Raw genomic sequence first — 19,345 nt, 5'->3', positions numbered from 1 at the left:
ACGGGAACGCAGCACAGCGCATGACCACACCACACGAGCCGCAGCCGACCGAACCATCCGACCTGGCCGAACTGCGCGAGATCGCCCGCCAGGTCGCGGAGAAGCGTTACGCGCCCTACGCCGAGCAGTGGGACCGCGACCGGACCGTCATCACGCATGACGAGCGGCGCTACCTGGGGTCCCTCGGATGGCTGGGCATCGCCCTTCCCGAGAAGTACGGAGGCGCCGGAGGAACGTTCGCCGAAGCCCTGACCGTGGTCGAGGAGCTGGCGAAGGTATGGCCACCGGCGGCCTTCCAGGTCTTCGAGGCCAACGTCGGACCGGCGCAGCACCTGGTGCGGCTCGGCACCGAAGACCAGAAGCGGCGGTTCCTGCCGGGGGTGATCAGCGGTGACAACGCGATGGCCATCGGCATCTCCGAGCCGGACGCCGGATCGGCCGCCACCGACATGGTCACCCGCGCGGAGATCAGGGGCGGCACCGTCGTGGTGCGCGGACTGAAGCGCTGGATCTCCAACGGCGGAGACGCGGACCGCTACCTCGTCTACTGCCGGATGGACGACATCCCGGGTGCCAAGGGCATCGGAGCCGTGATCGTCGAGGCCGACCGCAAGGGCGTCTCGTTCGGGGCCCGCGAGCGGCTGATGGGCTTCCGGGGCCTGCCGTCCGCGGACGTGATCCTCGATGACGTGGAGGTCCCGGTCGAGAACATCGTCGTCCGGCCTCCCGACGGCTTCCGCGACCTCTTCTCGATGTTCTCCATCGAACGACTGGGGAACACCACGATGAGCCTCGCCCTCGGGCAGGCCGCTCTGGACAAGACCATCGCCTACGTCCAGGAGCGCGAGCAGTTCGGCCGCCCCATCGCGGAGTTCCAGGCGGTTCAGGTCAGCCTCGCGGACATGCTCCTGGAGGTCGAGTCGGTGCGCATGCTCCGCGACCGCGCGGTGGCCGGGCTCGACGCCGGCACCCCCAGCACCCTGCACGTCTCGCTCGCCAAGTGCGCCGCCAACGAGATGGCCAAGCGGGTCACCGACATGGCGATGATGCTGCACGGCGCGAACGGTTACACCGAGGAGTACGGCCTGGAGCGGATGCACAGGGACGCGCACGGCTGGGCGCTCGCCGGCGGCACCCCCAACATCCAGCGCACCCGCATCGCCTCCGAGCTGCTCGGGCGCTCCTTCGACCAGCGTCCGGCGCGCAAGGCCGCCGCCGGCCGGCAGGAGGCGTGAGGCATGGCCGAGCTTCGTGAGGTCGTCATCGTCGACGGGTGCCGCACCCCGATGGGCAGGGGCAAGCCGGGGGGCGCGCTGAGCGGCCTCCACCCCGTCGAGCTCCTCGCCCAGACCCTCGCCCACCTCGTCTCGCGGACGTCCATCGACCCGGGCATCGTGGGTGACGTCATCGTGGGCTGCGTCAGCCAGGCCGGTGAGCAGTCCGCGACACCCGGCCGGATGGCCTGGCTCTCGGCGGGCTTTCCCGTCCACGTCCCGTCCACCACCGTCGAGCGCAAGTGCGGCTCGGGGCAGCAGGCGATCGAGTTCGCCGCCCAGGGCATCGCGACGGGCCTGCACGACGTCGTCATCGCCGCAGGGGTCGAGTCGATGAGCCGCGTCCCGATGGGGATCGCCCGCATCGAGCAGGATCCCTGGGGGCCCGGCGTCGCCGCGCGCTTCCGCCTGGTCCCGCAGGGCGTCGCCGCCGAGCGGGTCGCCGAGACCTGGGGCATCACCCGCGAGGAGCAGGACCGGCTCGCCGCGGCCTCCCACCGGCGGGCACAGGCCACCGCCGGGTCCGGCGGCTTCGACGACGAGATCGTCCCGATCACCCTTCCCGACGGCGCCAAGGTGACCGCGGACGAGACCATCCGCCCGACCACCACGGTCGAAGGACTCGCCGGGCTCAAGGCCGTCTTCGAGTCCGAGGCTTACGCCGACCTCCTGCCGGGCCGCACCTGGTCGGTCACCGCCGGGAACAGCTCCCAGCTCACCGACGGGTCGGCGGCCGTGCTGCTGATGAGCGCGGAGAAGGCCGAGCGGCTCGGCCTCACCCCGCGCGCCCGGATCACCGGCTCGTCCGTCGTCGGCGACGACCCCGAGATGATGCTGACCGGCCCCATCCCGGCGACCCGGCGGATCCTGGAGCGCACCGGCCTCGGGCTCGACGACTTCGACGCCTTCGAGGTCAACGAGGCCTTCGCCTCCGTCCCGCTCGCCTGGGCCAAGGAGCTCGGAGCCGATCCCGCCCGCCTGAACCCGCGCGGCGGCGCGATCGCGCTCGGCCACCCGCTCGGTGCGAGCGGATGCCGCATCTTCGTCACCCTCCTCAACCACCTGGAGCAGACCGGCGGCACCCGCGGTCTCCAGACCATGTGCGAGGCCGGCGGTCTCGCGAACGCGACCGTCCTCGAGCGGATCGCCTGACGGCGCACGCCACCGACGACACGAAGGGCACAACGAATGGACATCCGGGGCAAGGCCGCACTCGTCACCGGAGCGGCGTCCGGCCTGGGCCGGGCGACCGCGCGGCAGCTGGCCACCGCCGGAGCGCACGTCGTCCTCCTCGACCTGGAGAGCAGCGACGGCGAGCTCGTCGCCAAGGATCTCGGCGCGGCCGCCGAGGGGCGGGTGCGGTTCGCCGCGGCCGACGTGACCGACTCCGACCAGGTCGCCGCGGCCGTGCGGGCCGCGACCGAGCTCGGTGAGCTCCGCGCGCTCGTGCACTGCGCCGGCCGGGGCGGGCCCGTCCGGGTGGTCGAGAAGGACGGCACGCCGGGCTCCATGGAGCGGTTCCAGGACGTGATCCAGACCAACCTGATCGGGACCTTCAACGTGCTGCGCCACGCGGCCGCGGCGATGGTCCCCCTCGACGACCTGCCCGACGGCGAGCGCGGCGTGTGCGTGCTCACCGCTTCGGTCGCGGCCTGGGAGGGGCAGATCGGGCAGCTCCCGTACGCCGCCGCCAAGGCCGGCGTCGTCGGCATGACCCTCGTCGCCGCCCGTGACCTGGCCCGGAACCACGTCCGCGTCAACACGATCGCGCCGGGCCTGTTCGACACCCCGATCCTCTCCCGCGTGCCGGAGGAGGTCCGGGACCGCCTGGCCGCCTCGATCCCGCACCCGGCGCGCCTGGGCGACCCCGCGGACTTCGCCTCCCTGGCCGCCTTCATCATCGCCAACCCCATGCTCAACGGCGAAACGATCCGGCTCGACGGCGCGATCCGGATGGCCCCCCGATGACGCCGACCGAGTCTTCGCCCGCTCCCTCCGAAAGGCAACCCTCCATGAGCGTCGACACCACGACCCCCGCGGCCGGCCCCCCGGCGGGGGACGGCCTGTCCGAGCAGGAGCCGATGTTCGACGTCGCCCGCGACGTCTGGGACCCGGCCGCGCTCGACCCCGAGCCGACGTACGACGGCATGTGGGCAGAGCTCACGCCGCGTCAGCGCGAGATCCGGGAACTGGCCCGCGAGGTGGCCGTCCGCGAACTCCGTCCGATGGCCGGCCGCTGGGACGAGACCGAGGAGTTCCCGCGCAAGACCTTCGAGGCCGTCCTGGAGACCGGGCTCGTCGGGCTCACGATTCCGAAGCGGTACGGCGGCCAGGGCGAGACCCTGCTCGAGGGATGCATCGTGGTCGAGGAGCTGGCGCGCGCCTGCCTGAGCACCGCGATGTCGGTCCAGCCGTTCCTGAACGGCCCGTGGCGCGCGATCAACGTGCTCGGCACCGAGGAGATGAAGGACCGGCTGCTGCCCGGGGTGGCCGACGGCACGAACCACTTCGCGATCGCCATGAGCGAGCCGGCCGCCGGCAGCGCCGGCACCGACCTGCGGGCCACCCTGACCCCGGACGGCGACGGGTTCCGGCTGACCGGCACCAAGTGCTGGATCACCGGTGGTCACGTCGCCGACACCATCATCGTGTTCGCTCGCCTGGCCGGCACCGCCGGCCCCTACGGCATCGGTGCCGTGGTGCTCTCCGGGCGGCCCGACGGGATGGGCGATTTCCACATCGACCCGAAGATGGGGATCCGGGGCGTCGCCGAGTGCATGGTGCACTTCGACAACGTGCGCGTCGGCCCGGAGGACGTCCTGGTCATGCCCGAGGAGCACTCCAAGAAGGGCACCGGCATCCTCGTCAACCAGTTCAACCCCGAGCGGTGCGGCAACGCCGCCATGTGCACGGGTCTCGGCCAGGCCGCCCTCGACGCGAGCGTCGGCCACCTCAACGCCCGACGCCAGTTCGGCCGCCCGCTCGCGGAGTTCCAGGGACTGCAGTGGAAGATCGCCGACATGGCGCTGGACGTGCACGTCTCGCGCATGCTGGTGTGGCGGGCCGCCCGCAGCGGGGAGGGAGGCTTCCCGGACCAGACGGAGACCCTCATGGCCAAGCTCCACAGCAGCGAGATGGTGCAGCGGGTCACCAACACGGCCATCGGTATCCACGGCGCTCGCGGGTACTCGCGTCGCTGGCCGGTGGAGCGCTACTTCCGCGACGGCCGCGGCCTCGTGATGGGCGGCGGGACGCCCGAGGTGATGCGCAACGTGCTCGGTGCCCAGGTGCTCGGCGTCAGCGGCAGCCAGCGGAGGAAGTGACGTGTCCCTGCGACCCCAGCTGGACCGCACGGTCTACGGCGACGAGCACCGGGACTTCGGCGCCATGGTCGGCGCCTTCCTGCGCGGCGACGTGGCGCCGCGCGTGGCAGGGTTCGAGGCCGCGGGGATGGTGGACCGGGACGTCTACCGGTCCGCCGGGAAGCTCGGCCTGGTCGGCCTGCAGATCCCGGAGGAGTACGGCGGCGGCGGGCAGGACGGCTTCCTCTTCAACTGCGTCGTGACCGAGCAGGTCGCCTACGAACGGGTGACCCTGGGCTCCCTGCGCGTGCACACCGACGTGGTCACGCCGTACGTGCTGTCCCTGGCGACCGACGAGCAGAAACGCCGCTGGCTCCCCGGGATGGCCAGCGGCGAGCTGATGACGTCGATCGCCATGACCGAGCCGGCCACGGGCTCCGACCTGGCCGGCATGCGGACGACGCTGCGTCGCGACGGGTCCGACTGGATCCTCAACGGCGCGAAGACCTTCATCACCGGTGGTGCGCAGTCGGACCTGGTCCTCGTGGTCGCCCGCTCCTCGTCGTCCGACGGCGACCGCCGTGCCGGGCTGACCATCGTCGTGGTCGAGGCGGGCATGCCGGGCTTCACCCGCGGCGCCAAGCTCGACAAGCTCGGACTCAAGGCGCAGGATACGACCGAGCTCTTCTTCGACGACGTCCGCATACCCGCGGCCAACGTGCTCGGTGAGGAGGGGCAGGCGTTCGGCTACCTGTCCTCCCACCTGGCCCAGGAGCGGCTGTCCATCGCGGTCAACTCGCAGGCCCAGGCCGTCGCGGCGCTGGACCTGACCTGCGGCTACGTGCGCGACCGGAAGGTGTTCGGCCGGCAGCTCGGCGGTTTCCAGAACACCAGGTTCGTCCTCGCCGAGCAGGCGACGCAGATCGCGGCGGGCCAGGCACTGGTCGACCAGGCCATGGCCCGGCACGAGCGCGGCGAGCTCGCCCCGGCGGCGGCGGCCCAGGTCAAGCTGTTCTGCACCGAGCTCCACGGCCGTGTCGCCGATGCCTGCCTCCAGTTGCACGGCGGCTACGGCTACGTCTGGGAGCAGGACATCTGCCGGTTGTACGCCGACGCGCGGGTCGCCCGCATCTACGGCGGGACCAGCGAGGTGATGAAGGGCATCATCGCCCGGACGCTCCAGCTGACCTGATCCGGCGAGGGCGCTGCGTCAAAGCCCCTGCCGCGCCGTCCTCGGACGGTGCGGCAGGGGCTTCGCGCGTCGCCCGGTCAGACCTCCCGGACGATGGCCGGCCGGCCGAGGCGAACGCTCATGGCCTCCGCCTCCTTCAGCACGCCGGCGACGACCTGATCGCTGATCTCCTCGGCACGCGCGGTCGGGATGGACACGCCGAGGGCGCCCACGACGCCGCCGGTGGCGTCGAAGACGGGCGCGGCGCACCCCCACAGCTCGGGCCAGCGCACGCCGGGGCCGGCCGCGTAGCCGCGCCGCCGGATCTCGGCCAGCATGGTCTCGACCTGCGCGGGGTCGCGGGGGTCGCCGCTCGCGGTCTGCTCGGCGAGGGCCCGCTCGACGTACGGCTCGTCGAGCTGTGCCAGCACGGCCTGGCCGGTGGTGACCGCGAGGAGCCGGTAGCGCTGACCGAGGCGCACGTGCGCCCGGACCGGCTTGATCGGCTCCGAGTGGGCCGCGTAGGTCACCGCGCCCTGCTCGTAGACGGCGTAGACCGAGGTCTCGTCCAGCTCGGCGGTCAGCCGGTCGGTGTGCTCGCGGGAGATGGCCAGGAGGCCGACCGAGGTGTTGACCGCGCAGCCGAGCCGCCAGACCAGCATCGTCCCGCGCCAGGTCCGGTCGGCCTGCTGCACGACGTAGCCCTCGTCCGCCATCAGGCGCAGGATCCGCAGCAGCGTCGGCGGCGCCAGTTCGGTGCGCTCGCTGAGGGCTTTGAGGGTCTGCGGACCGTGGTCGCAGACCGCCTCGAGTACCCGCAGTGTCCGTGCGATCGACCCTTCGGCCACCGCTCGACCCCCTGAAATCTTCCGGACAGTTCCACTGGAGCCTATCAGAATTCTGCTCAGTCGAATTGGATTGCAGGTCAGGCGGTCAGCGCGGCCGCGACCTGTGCGCGGTGGTGGCCGGACGTGCCCAGCAGCAGGGCGCCGACGGTGCAGCGCTTGAAGTAGTGGTGCAGGTCGTGCTCCCAGGTGAACCCGATGCCGCCGTGCAGCTGGAGGGCACCGCCGGCGACCTCCTCGGCCGCCTCCGTCGTCCAGGCCATCGCGGTCGCGGCGACGAGGGCGCGGTCGTCGGCGCCGGTCTCGAGGGCGTCGGCCAGCTCCAGCACCATCGAACGGATGGACTCGACCTGGATCAGCATGCTCGCGCACCGGTGCTTGACGGCCTGCCGGGCGGCGATCGGCAGGCCGAACTGGACCCGCCGGCCTGCGTACTCGACGGTGGTGTCCAGCAGCCAGGTCGCCAGTCCCAGCAGCGTCGCGCCGTGCAGGGCCAGCGCGAGCAGGCGCGCCTCCTCGATCGCCGCGGCCAGGGCGTCGCCGGCGGCCGGCAGCAGGGTGGCGGGGGAGGCCCTGCAGACCACCCGGGAGAGCGGTTGGGTGGCGTCGAGGTTCTCCAGCGGCTCGACGGTGGTGTCGCTCGTCCGTACCAGCGCGAGCCGGCGGCCCTCCGGTGCCTGCACGGCCGCCACGACGATGTCGGCGGCGTCCGCGTCCGGCACGAACGGAAGGGTGCCGTGGACCAGGCCGTCGCCTCTTGGTGACAGCTCGAGCGCGGGGGCGGACCAGGTGCCGTCCTCGGCCAGCAGTCCGTAGGTCGCCAGACCGGTGACCTCGCCACCGGCCGGCACGACGAGGGCGTCCGCGACCGAAGCGCTCAGGAACGGCAGGGGAGCGGCGGCGCGGCCCAGGGCCTCGGCGACCAGGCATGCGGTGACCACGTCACCGGCCTGGGCCGGTTCGAGGAGTCCGATGGCCACCAGGTCGGACCAGAGCTCCGCGTCGAACTTCCGGGGCCCCGGTGCGCGGCGTACCTGCTCCAGCGGGTCGCGCTTGTGCAGCAGGGCGCCGACGGCCTCGGCGAAGTCCGCCTGTTCGGTGGACGCCAGCTTCATGCGTTCCCTCCCTGGGAGCCGGTGAACTCGCGCCAGGAGACGGTCTTGCTGGGGTCCGCCCCGCGCGGCATGCCGAGGGCACGCTCGGCGATCTGGTCGCGGAGCACCTCCGAGGTGCCGCCGGCGATGGTCTTCGGTTGCACGCGCAGGAAGGCCCAGGCGTCGTAGGAGCGGGCGCGGTCGCCGGGGGCGTGGGCGACCGCGCCGAGGCCGGCGCCGCCGAGGATGCCGCGCTGGAGGCGTTTGGTGTGCTCGGCCTGCAGGACCTTGTTGTACGGCGTGCCGTTCGCCACCGGAGGCAGTCCTTCGGAACGGTGGAGGGCGTTGCGCCGGTTGTTCAGCGCGATCGCCTGGGACTCGACGTACAGGCGCACGATCGCGTCGGCCTGGACGGGGTCGGCCCCCGGCAGGCGTTCGGCGACGAGCTCGTCGACGGTGCGGCCGACGACGGAGCCGGGGGTGGCGGCGCCCGCCCCCGAGCCGGCCACGCGCTCGAGCTGGAGCACCGCGCGCACCACCTCCCAGCCCTGGCCGGGTTCACCGAGGCGGTACCGGTCGGGCACCACGACGTCGTCGAGGGTGACCTCGAAGAACTCCGCGTCGCCGGTCATCTGGAGGATCGGCCGGACCTGGACGCCGGGCGTCGAGAGGTCCACGAGGAAGCAGGTCAGGCCGGCGTGCTTGGGCACGTCGATGTCGGTACGGGCGACCGCGAGGCCCCAACCGGCCCGGTCGGCGCGGCTGGTCCAGGTCTTGCGGCCCGTGAGGTGCCACCGGTCGCCGTCGCGGCGGGCGCGGGTCCGGACCGAGGCCAGGTCCGAACCGGCCTCCGGCTCGCTGAAGAGCTGGCACCACAGCACCTCGTTGCGGGCGATCGGGGGGAGCAGCTCGGCGGCGACGTCGTCGCCGGCGAACCTGAGGATCGCGGGCCCGACCCAGCCGGTGCCGATGGCGCTCTCCACCGTGCCCACCCGCCAGCGGGCGAGGGTCCGGCGGACGTCGACGGTCTCGTCGGCGGACAGCGCGCGCCCGCCCAGGCGGGCCGGCCACTCCGGGACGAGCCAGCCGTCGGCCGCGACGGTACGGACCAGACCGGCGGTCAGAGCGGCATCGAGACCGGCGAGGTGGTCGGCCAGGCCCTCGCGGTCGCCGCCGTCGACCAGCTCGATCCAGCGCGCGGGCAGCACCCGCCGCAGCAGCTCCTCGAGCTCCAGCGCGGCGCTCATCGCACGACCCTGGCGTCGAGGGCGACGATCCGGCCGTCGACGACTCCGAGCGGGTTGCACTCGACGAGCGCGGCACCGGTGCGGTCGGCGAGGTCGGCGAGGGCGAACGCCGCCGCGGCGAGCCCCGCCGCCAGCCCGTCGTACCGTCCCGGCACGCGGTCGAACAGCTCGGCCGCCAGTCGCCGGGCGAAGTGCTCGGCTCCGAGGGCCGCCGGCATGGCGACCGTACGATCCAGCAGCTCGACGTGGGCGCCGCCGAGGCCCGCCGAGACGACCGGCCCCCACTGGGGGTCGCGCCGGACTCCGGCGAACAGCTCCATCGACGCGCGGAGCTGGCGCGCCACGATGAGCGGGACACCGCTCGCGAGAAGCTCGGCGGCGACCTCCCGGGCGGTGGCCGCGGTGACGTCGAGCCGGACTCCGCCGGCGCGCGCCTTGTGGACGCCGGCCGCGACGTCGGACTTGAGGACCACCGGCCAGCCGAGATCCTCGCCGCGGGCCAGCACCTCGGCGACCGTGGCCGCGGCGCCCCAGCCGGCCACCTCCACGCCGGCGCCCGCGACGAGCCGGAGGCTCTCGGACGCGGTCGGGTCGGAGGCGAGGGAGCCGGAGCCGGCCGCGACCGGCCTGAGGGCGGCGTCGACGCCCGGCCCCGGCGGCGCGCAGGCCGCGAGGACCCGGCACGCCGAGTCGAGGTCGGGGAGGACGACCTCGCCGGCCTCGATGCGCGGTCTGACGGCGGCCGGCTCCCGGTCGAGCGTGGCGACGACCGTGGGCGGCGCGGCGGCGGCGTGCGCGCCCGCGGCGGCGGCCTGGTCCTCGCGGCCGATCACGACGACGAGATCGACCTCGCCGCTCTCGCGCAGCGTCGTGCAGACCTTCTCCAGCGTCGCGTCGTCGCCGATCGTCTGCGCGGTCACGTCGACCGGGTTGCGCGGGGAGGCGATGCCCGGCAGGTGCGCCATCAAGCGCTCCTGGAGGCCGGCGCTGAGGACCGGGACCTCCAGGCCGACGCCGCTGAGCAGGTCGGCGGCGACGACGCCGGCCCCGCCGGAGCCCGTCACGATTCCGGTGCGGCGCCCGGCCGCGCGGCCCATCAGGGAGAGGCCCAGTCCGGCGAGCACGAGCTCGCGGTCGGAGCCGACGAGCGTGGCGCCGTACGCCTCGAACAGCTCGCGGGTCACCGCGGTGTCCGTGCTCACCGCCGCGGTGTGGGAGGCGGCCGCGGTGGAGCCGGCCTCGGAGAGGCCGCCGAGCAGGCACACGACCGGCACGCCGCGGCGCTTCGCGTCGGCCAGCAGGGCCTGCAGCGCGCCAGCGTCGCGGATCCCCTCCAGGTAGAGCAGCAGGACCCGGGGCTCGGCCGCGGCGAGGACACCCCGGGCCAGGGTGCAGGCGTCCAGGTGGACCTCGTTGCCGCTGCCGATGAAGCCGTCGAGGTGGAAGCCGTATCGGGCGGCCGCCGTGACGACGCGGGCACCGAAGGCGCCGCTCTGGGAGACGAGGAAGGCGCCGCTCCCGTGCCGGCAGTCGACGAGGCTGTCGAAGGCCTGGGCGAAGGTCAGCAGCGCGCGGTCGGGCGCGTGGTAGAGCCCGACGGTGTTCGGGCCCAGGACGATGGTGCCCCGGGCGGTGGTCAGCGGGCCGCCGCCGGTCTCCTCGAAGCCGGAGGCGAACACGACCGCGAACCTGGCACGGCCGTCGATCCGGTCGAGCACCTCCTGGGCGGCCGCGGCCGGCACGCCGAGCAGCGCGACGTCCACGTCCCGGTCGAGACCGTCCCGCGGGCCGGGCGTCAGGACCTCGCCGCCGAACCGCGCCTCGCGCAGGTGCCGCAGGGTGCGGGCGCCGAGGCCGGTCTCGCGCGACGTCCCGCCGATGACGGCGACGCTGGCAGGGGAGAGCAGGGGGCGCAGGTCGGGAACCCGCAGGCCGGACCGGTCCGTCATGTCCGCCCTCATCGGAGCTCGGCCGGGACGCGGGTGTGCTTGGTGGTGCCCCACTCGGGCGCGCGCTTCTCCTTGAAGGCCGCGATGCCCCGCAGGGTCTCGCCGCAGGTGCGGATCCAGGTCAGGACGCGGCGCTCGCGGTTGTAGGCCGCGACCCGGTCGGTCGACTCCAGGAACTCGTACATGAGCCGCTTGGTGGCGGTCATCGACACCGGCGCGCAGTGCGCGGCCATGTCGGACGCGAGTTCGACGGCGACCTTGAGCACGTCCGCCGGCGCGGCGATGTGGGTCGCCAGGCCGCGGCGCTCGAACTCGGCGCCGTCGATCGTGCGGCCGGTCAGCAGCAGGTCCATCGCGACGCCGAAGCCCGCCAGCCGGGGGAGGAGCCAGGTCGAGCCGCGGTCGGGCATGATGCCGACCCGGTTGAACGAGAAGGCCAGGCGGGCCGAGTCGGCCACGACGCGGATGTCGGCCTGCATCGCCCAGGTGAGGCTCACGCCGATGGCGTCACCGTTGATGGCCGCGATGATCGGCGTGCTCAGGTTCCACGGCGCCTTCTCCGGCTCGGTCAGGGTCTCGACGCCGTGGGTCTTCTCGTCGCGCCAGTTCATGTCGAGGTCCGCGCCCACCCCGAAGTGCTCGCCGCGCCCGCTCACCACGATCACCGACACCTCCGGGTCGGCGTCGAAGGCGACCAGCGCCTCCTGGAGCTGGAGCGCCATCAGCGGGGTGTAGGAGTTGCGACGGTCCGGGCGGTCCAGGAAGACCAGGCCGACGCGGTCCTGCCGCTCGACGGTGACGTGGCGTTCGGTCATGGGTGCTCCGGTGTTCTGCGAGCGCATGGCGCGGTTACGGGTGTTTCGGCTACCACTGTCGCGCCACCGGAGGCATATGTGCAAAGACCGCTTTTTCGCAGGTCCCATCGGCGGTTCCTATGTCTGGCTAGGGTGGGCTGTCATGGACCTCCGGACGCTGCGCTACTTCGTCGCGGTCGTCGACGAGGGCGGCATGACCCAGGCCGCCCGCGTGCTGTTCGTGAGCCAGCCGTCGCTCTCCCTGGCGATGCGCCGTCTCGAGGACGAGCTCGGGGTCCGGCTCTTCGACCGGTCCGGCCGGGGTGCCGTTCCCACGGCCGACGGTGCGCGGCTGGCCGGCCTGGCGCGCCAGGTGATCGCCGAGGCCGACGGTGCCAGGGAACGGGTCCGGCAGGTGTCCGGCCTCGAGGTCGGCCGGCTGGTCGTCGCGACGTCGGCCACCCTCGCGGTGCATCCGCTGACCCCGCTCATCGCCGCGCTTCGCGGGAGGCATCCGGGACTCGAGGTCCACGTCCGGGACGCGAGCACCGCGGCCGGGGCCTTCGGCGCGGTGCGCTCGGGCGAGGCCGAGCTGGGCGTGGTCGACGACATGCCCCCGGACGCGGGATGGGACCGGTGCGACCTCGGTGCCGAGGAGATCGTGCTGGTGGCGAGTCCGGAGTTCGCCGCCGGGCTGGCGGAGCCGGTCGCGCGGGCCCGGGTCGCGGACCTCGACCTCGGGGTGATCCCCTCGGACCTCGACTCCGCGAGCACCGCCGCGACGGCCGTGGCGTCGATGCTGGGCCGGGTCCGGGCCCAGTGCGCCCACCGGGCGATGCTGTGGGAACTGGTCAGGGACGGCACGGTCGCGACGTTCGCCGGCCGGGACACGGCGAAGGCCGTCATGCCCTGGGCGTCGCTCCGCTCGCTCGACCCGCCGCTGTGGCGGGAGGCCCACCTGGTCTGGCGCGAGCAGGCGCTGTCACCCGCCGGCGCCGCCCTCGTCGAACTCGCCCGCGGCCGCGACGAACCCCCGGGCGACCGGTGAGAGGCGGACCGGGTCGAAGACCAGCCCGACCGACTGGGTGAACGGCGGGTCCAGCGGTCGCACGTTCACGCCGGCGGCCGCCGCGACCACGGCGAGTCGAGGGCCGACGATCGTGGCGCCCACCCCGGCCAGCATCAGCGAGGTGCGGGCCTCGCGCTGGTCCGCGACCACGGCGGCCGACAGGGGGGTCCGGGCCGTGGCGCGCTCGAGAGCCGAGTTGCGGCCCGGCGCGACGAGCACGGTCGGCACGGCGGACAGCTCCCGCATCGTCACCGCGCCTTCCGGGACGGCTCCGGAGCGCGGGGGGAAGGCGACCCGCCACTCCCACGAGCCGATCGGCAGCACCGTCAGCGCGCCGTCCACCGGCGGGGACAGGGGCAGCCGGGTGCAGACGATCTCCGCGGTGCCTCCGGTCAGGACCTCGGCCACCGCGTCCTCGCGGGCGAGGTCGTGCACCCGGACCGCCCGCCCCGGCGCGGCGCCGAGCCACGCTGAGACGAGCGACGAGAACGGGCCGCTGACCACGGTCGACAGGGCCGCGAGCTCCAGCCGGCCGCCCCGGCCGGCCGCGGCCAGGGTCTCCCCGGCCTGCTCGCAGTCGCGGAGGATCCGGCGCGCCGGGCCGACCAGGGCGTGGCCCGCCGGCGTCGGTGACATCCCGCGGCCGACGCGGTGGAACAGCTGTGCCGCGAGCTCCTGCTCCAGGGCGCGGATCGCGGCCGACACCGTCGACTGCTGAACGCCGAGCCGTGCGGCTGCGGCCGTCGCGCTGCCGGTGTCGCGGACGCTCAGGAAGGCCCGCAGCTGGTGGAGCTCCATGGCAGCAGCCTAGGACCCGGCCGCCGGTCCGGCCGGACGGCCGGGGTGACCTCCCCTTCGGCGGATGCGGCCGAATCTCGGCACAGCCCTTGACAGACCAGTGACCGCGATCACAGGATTGCACCCACTGAAATGAAATTCCATTGTAGGAAATGAGCAATGGACGAGGAGAGGACCACGATGCGTCGACTTCCTGGTCGTTCGGCGACCGCTGCCGCCGCCGCACTGCTGGTGCTGTCGGGTGCCCTGGCCGCTTGCGCCGGCCCGCAGGGCGGCGCCGGCGGCGCCGGCGGGGCGGACAAGAAGTCGGGAGCGGCGATCTGCCCGGCCGCCGGCACCAAGGGCACGATCAAGATCGGCATGAGCTCCCCGCTCGCCGTGTTCGCGCCGCTCCTGCTCGGCATCCAGACCGGGGCGTTCGACAAGGCCGGCATCGACGTCGAGATCCAGAAGATCCCGAGCGCCGAATCGCTGCCGCTGGTCGCCCGCGGTCAGCTCGACGCGCAGATGACCTCGCTGAGCTCGGCCCACTTCAACACGCTGAAGGACAAGGTCGACGTTCGCTGGATCGTGCCAATGGACGACCAGCAGAAGATCCCGGCCGGCACCCCGGTGCCCGGCTACTGGTCCCGCAAGGACGTCGTCGGCAGTGCCACCTCCCCCGACCTCTCCAAGCTCAAGGGCGCCAAGGTCAGCACTCCCACCGGTGGCACCGGCGTGAGCGGACTGATCCTCGACACCGCGCTGAGCAAGGTGGGTCTGGGCATCAAGGACGTCAAGCTCTCCCCGCCGCTGGTCGGCCCCGACGCGCTGAACGCACTCGCGAACGGTGCGGTCACGGCCGCCTGGATCTCCGCTCCCCTCGAGGTCGAGGCCGCCAAGAACCCCGACCTCGTTCCGATCGCGGGCTACGCGCCGGGCGTGACCGGCACCGCCATCATGGCCGGCCGGGGGCTCCTCGATCGGCCCGAGGTCGCCGTCAAGTTCGTCCAGGTGCTCAGCAAGGTCACCACGCAGTACCTCAAGGGGGACTACCGCAAGAACCCCGAGACGGTGCGCCTGCTCGCGGCCGCCGAGGAGGTCGACAAGTCCACGATCGAGAAGTCGGCCCTCCTCGCCTTCGACCCGTCGTTCTCGATGGAGGGAACGGAGAAGTTCGCGGACGACCTGCAGGCGTTCGCCCTCAAGCGCGGCGAGCTGGAGTACGACAAGCCGCTCGACTCCGCGGGCCTCATCGACGCCCGGTTCACCGAAGCCGCGGCGAGCTGCGCCTCCGTCGTCAAATGAGCACAGGCGCCCCCCTGGACGGCGTCCGTGTCGTCGAGCTCGGCGGCATCGGTCCCGTCCCGCACGCCGGCATGCTGCTCGCGTCCCTCGGCGCGGACGTCGTACGGGTCGAGCGATCCGGTGAGGAGCCGGACGCGCGGGCCTGGGACGCCACGCGCCGGGGGAGGACGGTCATCACCGCCGACCTCAAGTCACCGGAGGACGTTCGACGGGTCCGCGATCTGGGCGCGGCCGCGGACGTGCTGGTCGAGGGCTTCCGGCCGGGGGTGGCCGAGCGGATGGGGCTCGGCCCCGACGAACTCCGCACGCGCAACCCGGGACTGGTCTACGCCCGGATGACCGGCTGGGGCCAGAACGGCCCCTGGGCCGGCCGGGCGGGTCACGACATCAACTACATCGGGCTCACCGGCGCGCTCCACGCCATCGGCGGCGACCGGCCGCTGCCCCCGCTCAACCTCGTCGGCGACTTCGGCGGCGGGTCCGCCTACCTGGTCCTCGGTGTCGTGTCCGCGCTGGTCCGGCGCGGCCGCACCGGGGAGGGCTGCGAGATCGACGCGGCGATCGTCGACGGGACCAGCAGCCTGATGCAGCTGATCTGGTCGCTCCAGGCCGACGGCCGCTGGCAGGACCGGCGCGCCGCGAACCTGCTCGACGGAGGCACGCCGTACTACCGGACCTACCGCTGCGCCGACGGCGGCTGGATGGCCGTCGGCGCCCTCGAGCCGGCCTTCTACCGGGCCGTGCTCGAGGGCCTCGGGCTGACCGGCCCGGACCTCCCGGATCGCGACTGCCCGGCCCAGTGGCCGGCGCTGGAGTCGCTCCTCGCGAGCACCTTCGCGAGCCGTCCGCGCCACCACTGGGAATCGGTGTTCGAGGGAACCGACGCCTGTGTCACGCCGGTCCTGACGATGGCCGAGGCCTCGACCCACCCCCACATGGCCGCACGTTCGGTGCTCCGGAACGACCCCGACGGCGTCCTGGCCGCGGCCGCCCCGCGCGAGGCCGGCGCTGAGGCGTCGTACCTGCCCCCCTCGACCCGCCTCTCGGCCGACGACGCACTGCGCCGCTGGCGCGAAGCCGCACCACGGGACCTCCGCTCTCCAGGAGCCGATACCCGATGAAGTTCGGAATGCCGATCCCGCACGCGGACGGCTTCAAGCAGTCGGTCGAAGGGCTCCAGGCACTGGAGGACGGGGGCCTCGACGTCGTCACCGTCCCCGAGGCGTACACCTTCGACGCCGTCAGCCACCTCGGCTACATCGCCGCCCGGACCAGCAGGGTCGAGCTCGCGACCTCGATCCTCAACATCTACTCGCGCACGCCCGCGCTCCTCGCGATGACGGCCGCGGGCCTCGACCACGTCTCCGGCGGCCGGTTCTCCTTCGGTGTCGGGTCGAGCGGCCCCCAGGTCATCGAGGGCTTCCACGGCGTCCCGTTCGACGCGCCGCTCGGGCGCACCCGGGAGGTCGTGGCGATCTGCCGGCAGGCGTGGGGCCGGGAGAGGGCCGAGCCGCACGGCCGCCACCACGACGTGCCGCCCACGTCGCCCAAGCCCGTCAGCCCGCCGGTGCGACCGAGCATCCCGATGACCCTCGCGGCCCTGGGGCCGAAGAACATCGCCCTGGCCGCGGAGCTGTTCGAGGCGTGGCAGCCGATCTTCTACCACCCCGAGCTCGCGGACGAGGTCTTCGGCGAGTCCCTCGCGGAGGGACGCGCCAAGCGCGACCCGCTCCTGCCCGACCTCCGGGTCATCGCGGACGCCAAGTTCTTCCTCAGCGACGACGAGCACGAACTCGAGGCGGCCCGCGCCGGCGTTCGCGCCGCCCTCGCCCTCTACATCGGCGGAATGGGCGCCCGCGGCAAGAACTTCTACCACCGGCTGGTGACCCGCCTCGGCTTCGGCGCCGCCGCGAACGAGATCCAGGATCTCTACCTCGGCGGCTCCAAGGACGCGGCGGCCGCGGCCGTCCCCGACACGCTCGTCGACAGCATCTCGCTCGTCGGGGGACCGGACCACATCGAGGCGAGAGTGGCGGCCTACGCCGCAGCGGGTGTGGACCAGATGAACCTGTCGCCCGTGTCGACCGACAACGACGAGCGGGCTCGCCAGTTCGCGCACCTGCGGAAGATCGCTATCCGTCTCGGCCTTTGATTCGTTGCCAGAAGGCGTAGAACGGGTCGCGGGACACTCCTGGTGATTGCCACTTGACCGTCAGTGGGCAGGGCCGGGTGTCGACCCGGGTGAGCGTGAGGGTGAAGCGTGTCGTGTTCCGGTCCGTCTGCGGCCAGGACCAGTCCGAGCTCGATCGCCCGGCCGTCAGGCGTTTCCGGCTGGTCGCTCCTCCGGCGGTGATCGCCGCGTCGACGGCGGAGCCCCGGCATCCCTCGGCCGACCAGCCCCCTCGCCACGAGCTCACCGGGGCGCGGCTGCCGCCGAGGATCTCGAAGGTGGTGGTGTGCGGCTGCCCGGCGCGCAGCCGCTCCCACGCGAGGGTCGTGTCGCGGACGCAGGGCTGGACGGGGTCGCCGACGATGCAGACGGGCGTATCGATCACCCTCGGCTGGGATCCCGCGACGACCGACACCGCGTCCGCCTTGGCGAGCAACGCGAATCCCCAGAACGCGGCGCACGCGGTGACCACCAAGGCGCCAAGGCGCAGCATCGGAGTCCTGAGCCAGTTGCCCGACACGATCCGCATCCAACCGGGCAGGCGGCGCGGCTCGCGGCCCTCATCGCGGGTCTGGGCGATGAGGGCGTCCTGGAGGCGGGCGTGGCGGAACTGGTACACCGCGCCGACCCGGCGCAGCACGGCGGTGTTCCGGTGGGCGTCCTGCACGAACCGCATGAGGAAGAACGGCAGCCGGCCGCGCAGCGCCAGCCACAGCCGGGAGATGTGGTACGCGCCCCAGGAGGTGCTGAGCGCCGCGCTGAGCGCGAACACGGCCGCCAGCACCCAGCCGGTGCCGGCCAGGTCGTGGTGGTCGGCCAGCAGGGTCGCCACCAGGCTGCCGGTCAGGCCGCCGACCAGTGCGGTCCAGCCGACCGCGACGATGCCGTTCCAGCGCAGCAGGGTGCCCGCTTCGGCCGCGTGCCGGGCGTTCACCGGGACCTCCGAACCGGGGATGAGGGCGGTGACCGCTCCGGCCGTGCCCAGTGCCGCCGCGAGCCACAGCCCGCCGGTCCAGTCGAACACCAGCTCGCCCAGCCTCCACCCGCCGTAGGCCAGGATCAGGCCGACCAGAACCGGGACCGCCGGCGAGCGCAGGCGCCACAGCTCGATGTCGCGTGTTCCCCAGGCGGCCATGTGCCTGCTCAGGGTGGTCAGCCAGCGGCGGGCGCGGTCGGGCCGGTAGCGGCGGTCGGGGTCGCGGTCGGAGTAGACGGCGGGAATGAGGCTGTTGAGCAGGTGGTGCTCGATCGACTCGCGGTCGGGGAAACGCCCGGTGTCCAGCAGTTCGGCGGGCGGTTCGGCGCGGGTGCGGTAGACGGCGCGCAGCAGGTCGACCATCAGGGGGGTTTCCAGCGCCCTGGCGAGCGGGCTCCGGGGATGCTCGCGCAGGTGCCGGACGATCGGGTCCCAGCGATTCTCGCCCTCCATTTCGGCGTCGCTGAAGAACGCGATGGCGTCCTCCGGGTCGATGGGTTCCACCTCGACCACGCGGGCACGGGACAGGAACGCGCGGGAGTCCCTCACCGCCGTCTCGTACTCGTCTCTGCGGCAGGTGAGCAGGAACGGGCGGTCGCTCAGCTCCCGGTCGATGCCGCGCAGCGCCTTGGGCCGCAGGGGCGAGGGGATCTCGTCCAGGCCGTCCAGGACGGGCAGAATCCGGCTCATGAGGCCGAGCGCGGTCTCCGGGGCCAGGCCGTGGTCCTCGGCGAGGCGTCCGGCCATCCACGTGTTCAGGCCGATCTTGGGATCCCACGCCGACAGCGGGAACAGCACCGGGATTCGGTCCAGCTCGGAACGGGTGAACAACTCCAGCAGCGTCCGCACCATCAGGGCCGTCTTGCCCGCCCCCGGTTCCCCGATCACCACCAGCTGCCGGTGCCGCAACTCCAGCAGCGCGTCGGCCAGCTCGGCGCCCTCGCCGTCCCGGCCGTGACCGCCGGTGCCCTCGCCGAAGACCGCCGACCGCGCGGCCTGCACCCGCCGCCGCGTCTGCGACCAGCCGATCACCAGGGGTCTGTTGCCCGGCAGCCGCAGCCGTTCCTCGTCTCGCCACTGGGCCCGGACGGCTTCGGCCAGGGCTCGGAACGCCTCGTCGTCATCTTCGCGGTGGTCGCGGCGCAGAGCCTGGACGGCCACGACCAGCGCGGACACCGCCAACCCAGCCGTCACGATCCCCACCGGCAGCGCCAGCGCCCCGCCGAACTGGTCGGCCTTCTCCAGCCCGAGGGTCCACTGGTAGAGCGCGCTTGCCAGCATCAGCGGGACCGCCACCACCAGTGGTACCGCCCACTTGGGCGACCGCCGTCTCACGGCGGCCTTCGGTACGACGAAGAAAACGGCATGA

General features: G+C 73.3%; 16 protein-coding genes. 9 read left to right on the top strand and 7 right to left on the bottom strand.

Annotation, left to right across the window (positions count from 1 at the left end):
- Positions 1 to 20: 20 nt before the first annotated feature.
- Genes ACFPZN_RS21775 through ACFPZN_RS21755 form a run of 5 tightly spaced genes read left to right on the top strand, consistent with a single transcriptional unit; the run spans position 21 to position 5,768 of the window.
- Positions 21 to 1,235: an acyl-CoA dehydrogenase family protein gene (locus ACFPZN_RS21775; protein WP_378283916.1), complete on the top strand. Its 1,215-nt coding sequence runs from the start codon at positions 21 to 23 to the stop codon at positions 1,233 to 1,235.
- Positions 1,236 to 1,238: 3 nt separating this feature from the next.
- Positions 1,239 to 2,426 carry a thiolase family protein gene (locus ACFPZN_RS21770; RefSeq protein WP_378283915.1) on the top strand — a complete coding sequence of 396 codons (1,188 nt, stop codon included), beginning with the start codon at positions 1,239 to 1,241 and terminating at the stop codon, positions 2,424 to 2,426.
- 36 nt (positions 2,427 to 2,462) lie between these two features.
- A complete protein-coding gene (locus ACFPZN_RS21765; RefSeq protein ID WP_378283914.1) occupies positions 2,463 to 3,242 on the top strand; it encodes an SDR family NAD(P)-dependent oxidoreductase in 780 nt (259 codons plus the stop codon).
- A gap of 44 nt (positions 3,243 to 3,286) precedes the next feature.
- Positions 3,287 to 4,597, top strand: coding sequence for an acyl-CoA dehydrogenase family protein (locus ACFPZN_RS21760; RefSeq protein ID WP_378283913.1), 1,311 nt, complete (start codon positions 3,287 to 3,289; stop codon positions 4,595 to 4,597).
- A 1-nt stretch (position 4,598) separates the two neighbouring features.
- Complete coding sequence (locus ACFPZN_RS21755; RefSeq protein WP_378283912.1) at positions 4,599 to 5,768, top strand: acyl-CoA dehydrogenase family protein; 1,170 nt, start codon at positions 4,599 to 4,601, stop codon at positions 5,766 to 5,768.
- 77 nt (positions 5,769 to 5,845) lie between these two features.
- Here ACFPZN_RS21755 and ACFPZN_RS21750 read toward each other — a convergent pair whose 3' ends face one another.
- The 5 genes from ACFPZN_RS21750 to ACFPZN_RS21730 form a co-directional block, all read right to left on the bottom strand.
- Entirely contained in the window at positions 5,846 to 6,595 is a 750-nt protein-coding gene (locus ACFPZN_RS21750) for an IclR family transcriptional regulator (RefSeq protein WP_378283911.1), read from the bottom strand.
- Positions 6,596 to 6,672: 77 nt separating this feature from the next.
- Positions 6,673 to 7,707 (bottom strand): acyl-CoA dehydrogenase family protein, encoded by a 1,035-nt coding sequence (locus ACFPZN_RS21745; RefSeq protein WP_378283910.1) that lies wholly within the window; start codon positions 7,705 to 7,707, stop codon positions 6,673 to 6,675.
- A complete protein-coding gene (locus ACFPZN_RS21740) occupies positions 7,704 to 8,933 on the bottom strand; it encodes an acyl-CoA dehydrogenase family protein (protein WP_378283909.1) in 1,230 nt (409 codons plus the stop codon). The genes ACFPZN_RS21745 and ACFPZN_RS21740 overlap by 4 nt, the downstream gene beginning before the upstream one ends.
- A complete protein-coding gene (locus ACFPZN_RS21735) occupies positions 8,930 to 10,882 on the bottom strand; it encodes an acetate--CoA ligase family protein (protein ID WP_378283908.1) in 1,953 nt (650 codons plus the stop codon). Before ACFPZN_RS21735 ends, ACFPZN_RS21740 begins: the two co-directional genes overlap by 4 nt.
- Positions 10,883 to 10,890: 8 nt before the next feature.
- Positions 10,891 to 11,697, bottom strand: coding sequence for an enoyl-CoA hydratase/isomerase family protein (locus tag ACFPZN_RS21730; RefSeq protein WP_378283907.1), 807 nt, complete (start codon positions 11,695 to 11,697; stop codon positions 10,891 to 10,893).
- A gap of 142 nt (positions 11,698 to 11,839) precedes the next feature.
- Here ACFPZN_RS21730 and ACFPZN_RS21725 point away from each other — a divergent pair, with 142 nt between their 5' ends.
- Positions 11,840 to 12,724: a LysR family transcriptional regulator gene (locus ACFPZN_RS21725; protein ID WP_378283906.1), complete on the top strand. Its 885-nt coding sequence runs from the start codon at positions 11,840 to 11,842 to the stop codon at positions 12,722 to 12,724.
- Here ACFPZN_RS21725 and ACFPZN_RS21720 read toward each other — a convergent pair.
- On the bottom strand, positions 12,659 to 13,543 hold the full coding sequence (locus ACFPZN_RS21720) for a LysR family transcriptional regulator (protein WP_378283905.1): 885 nt from the start codon (positions 13,541 to 13,543) through the stop codon (positions 12,659 to 12,661). The two genes, ACFPZN_RS21725 and ACFPZN_RS21720, sit on opposite strands and share 66 nt — an antisense overlap.
- A gap of 180 nt (positions 13,544 to 13,723) precedes the next feature.
- Here ACFPZN_RS21720 and ACFPZN_RS21715 point away from each other — a divergent pair, with 180 nt between their 5' ends.
- From ACFPZN_RS21715 to ACFPZN_RS21705, 3 genes are read left to right on the top strand one after another with little or no spacing between them, the layout of a single operon-like run.
- Positions 13,724 to 14,830 (top strand): ABC transporter substrate-binding protein, encoded by a 1,107-nt coding sequence (locus ACFPZN_RS21715; RefSeq protein WP_378283904.1) that lies wholly within the window; start codon positions 13,724 to 13,726, stop codon positions 14,828 to 14,830.
- Positions 14,827 to 15,951 (top strand): CaiB/BaiF CoA transferase family protein, encoded by a 1,125-nt coding sequence (locus ACFPZN_RS21710; RefSeq protein ID WP_378283903.1) that lies wholly within the window; start codon positions 14,827 to 14,829, stop codon positions 15,949 to 15,951. The genes ACFPZN_RS21715 and ACFPZN_RS21710 overlap by 4 nt, the downstream gene beginning before the upstream one ends.
- A complete protein-coding gene (locus tag ACFPZN_RS21705) occupies positions 15,948 to 16,982 on the top strand; it encodes an LLM class F420-dependent oxidoreductase (RefSeq protein ID WP_378283902.1) in 1,035 nt (344 codons plus the stop codon). Before ACFPZN_RS21710 ends, ACFPZN_RS21705 begins: the two co-directional genes overlap by 4 nt.
- Here the strand turns inward: ACFPZN_RS21705 and ACFPZN_RS21700 are convergent.
- Positions 16,963 to 19,311 (bottom strand): NACHT domain-containing protein, encoded by a 2,349-nt coding sequence (locus tag ACFPZN_RS21700; RefSeq protein WP_378283900.1) that lies wholly within the window; start codon positions 19,309 to 19,311, stop codon positions 16,963 to 16,965. The genes ACFPZN_RS21705 and ACFPZN_RS21700 overlap by 20 nt on opposite strands.
- Between the last annotated feature and the right edge of the window lie 34 nt (positions 19,312 to 19,345).

Origin of the sequence: Actinomadura rugatobispora (assembly GCF_042656285.1) — a bacterium.
GTDB lineage: Bacteria > Actinomycetota > Actinomycetes > Streptosporangiales > Streptosporangiaceae > Spirillospora > Spirillospora rugatobispora.
This window is presented reverse-complemented; position numbering and strand designations above follow the sequence as displayed.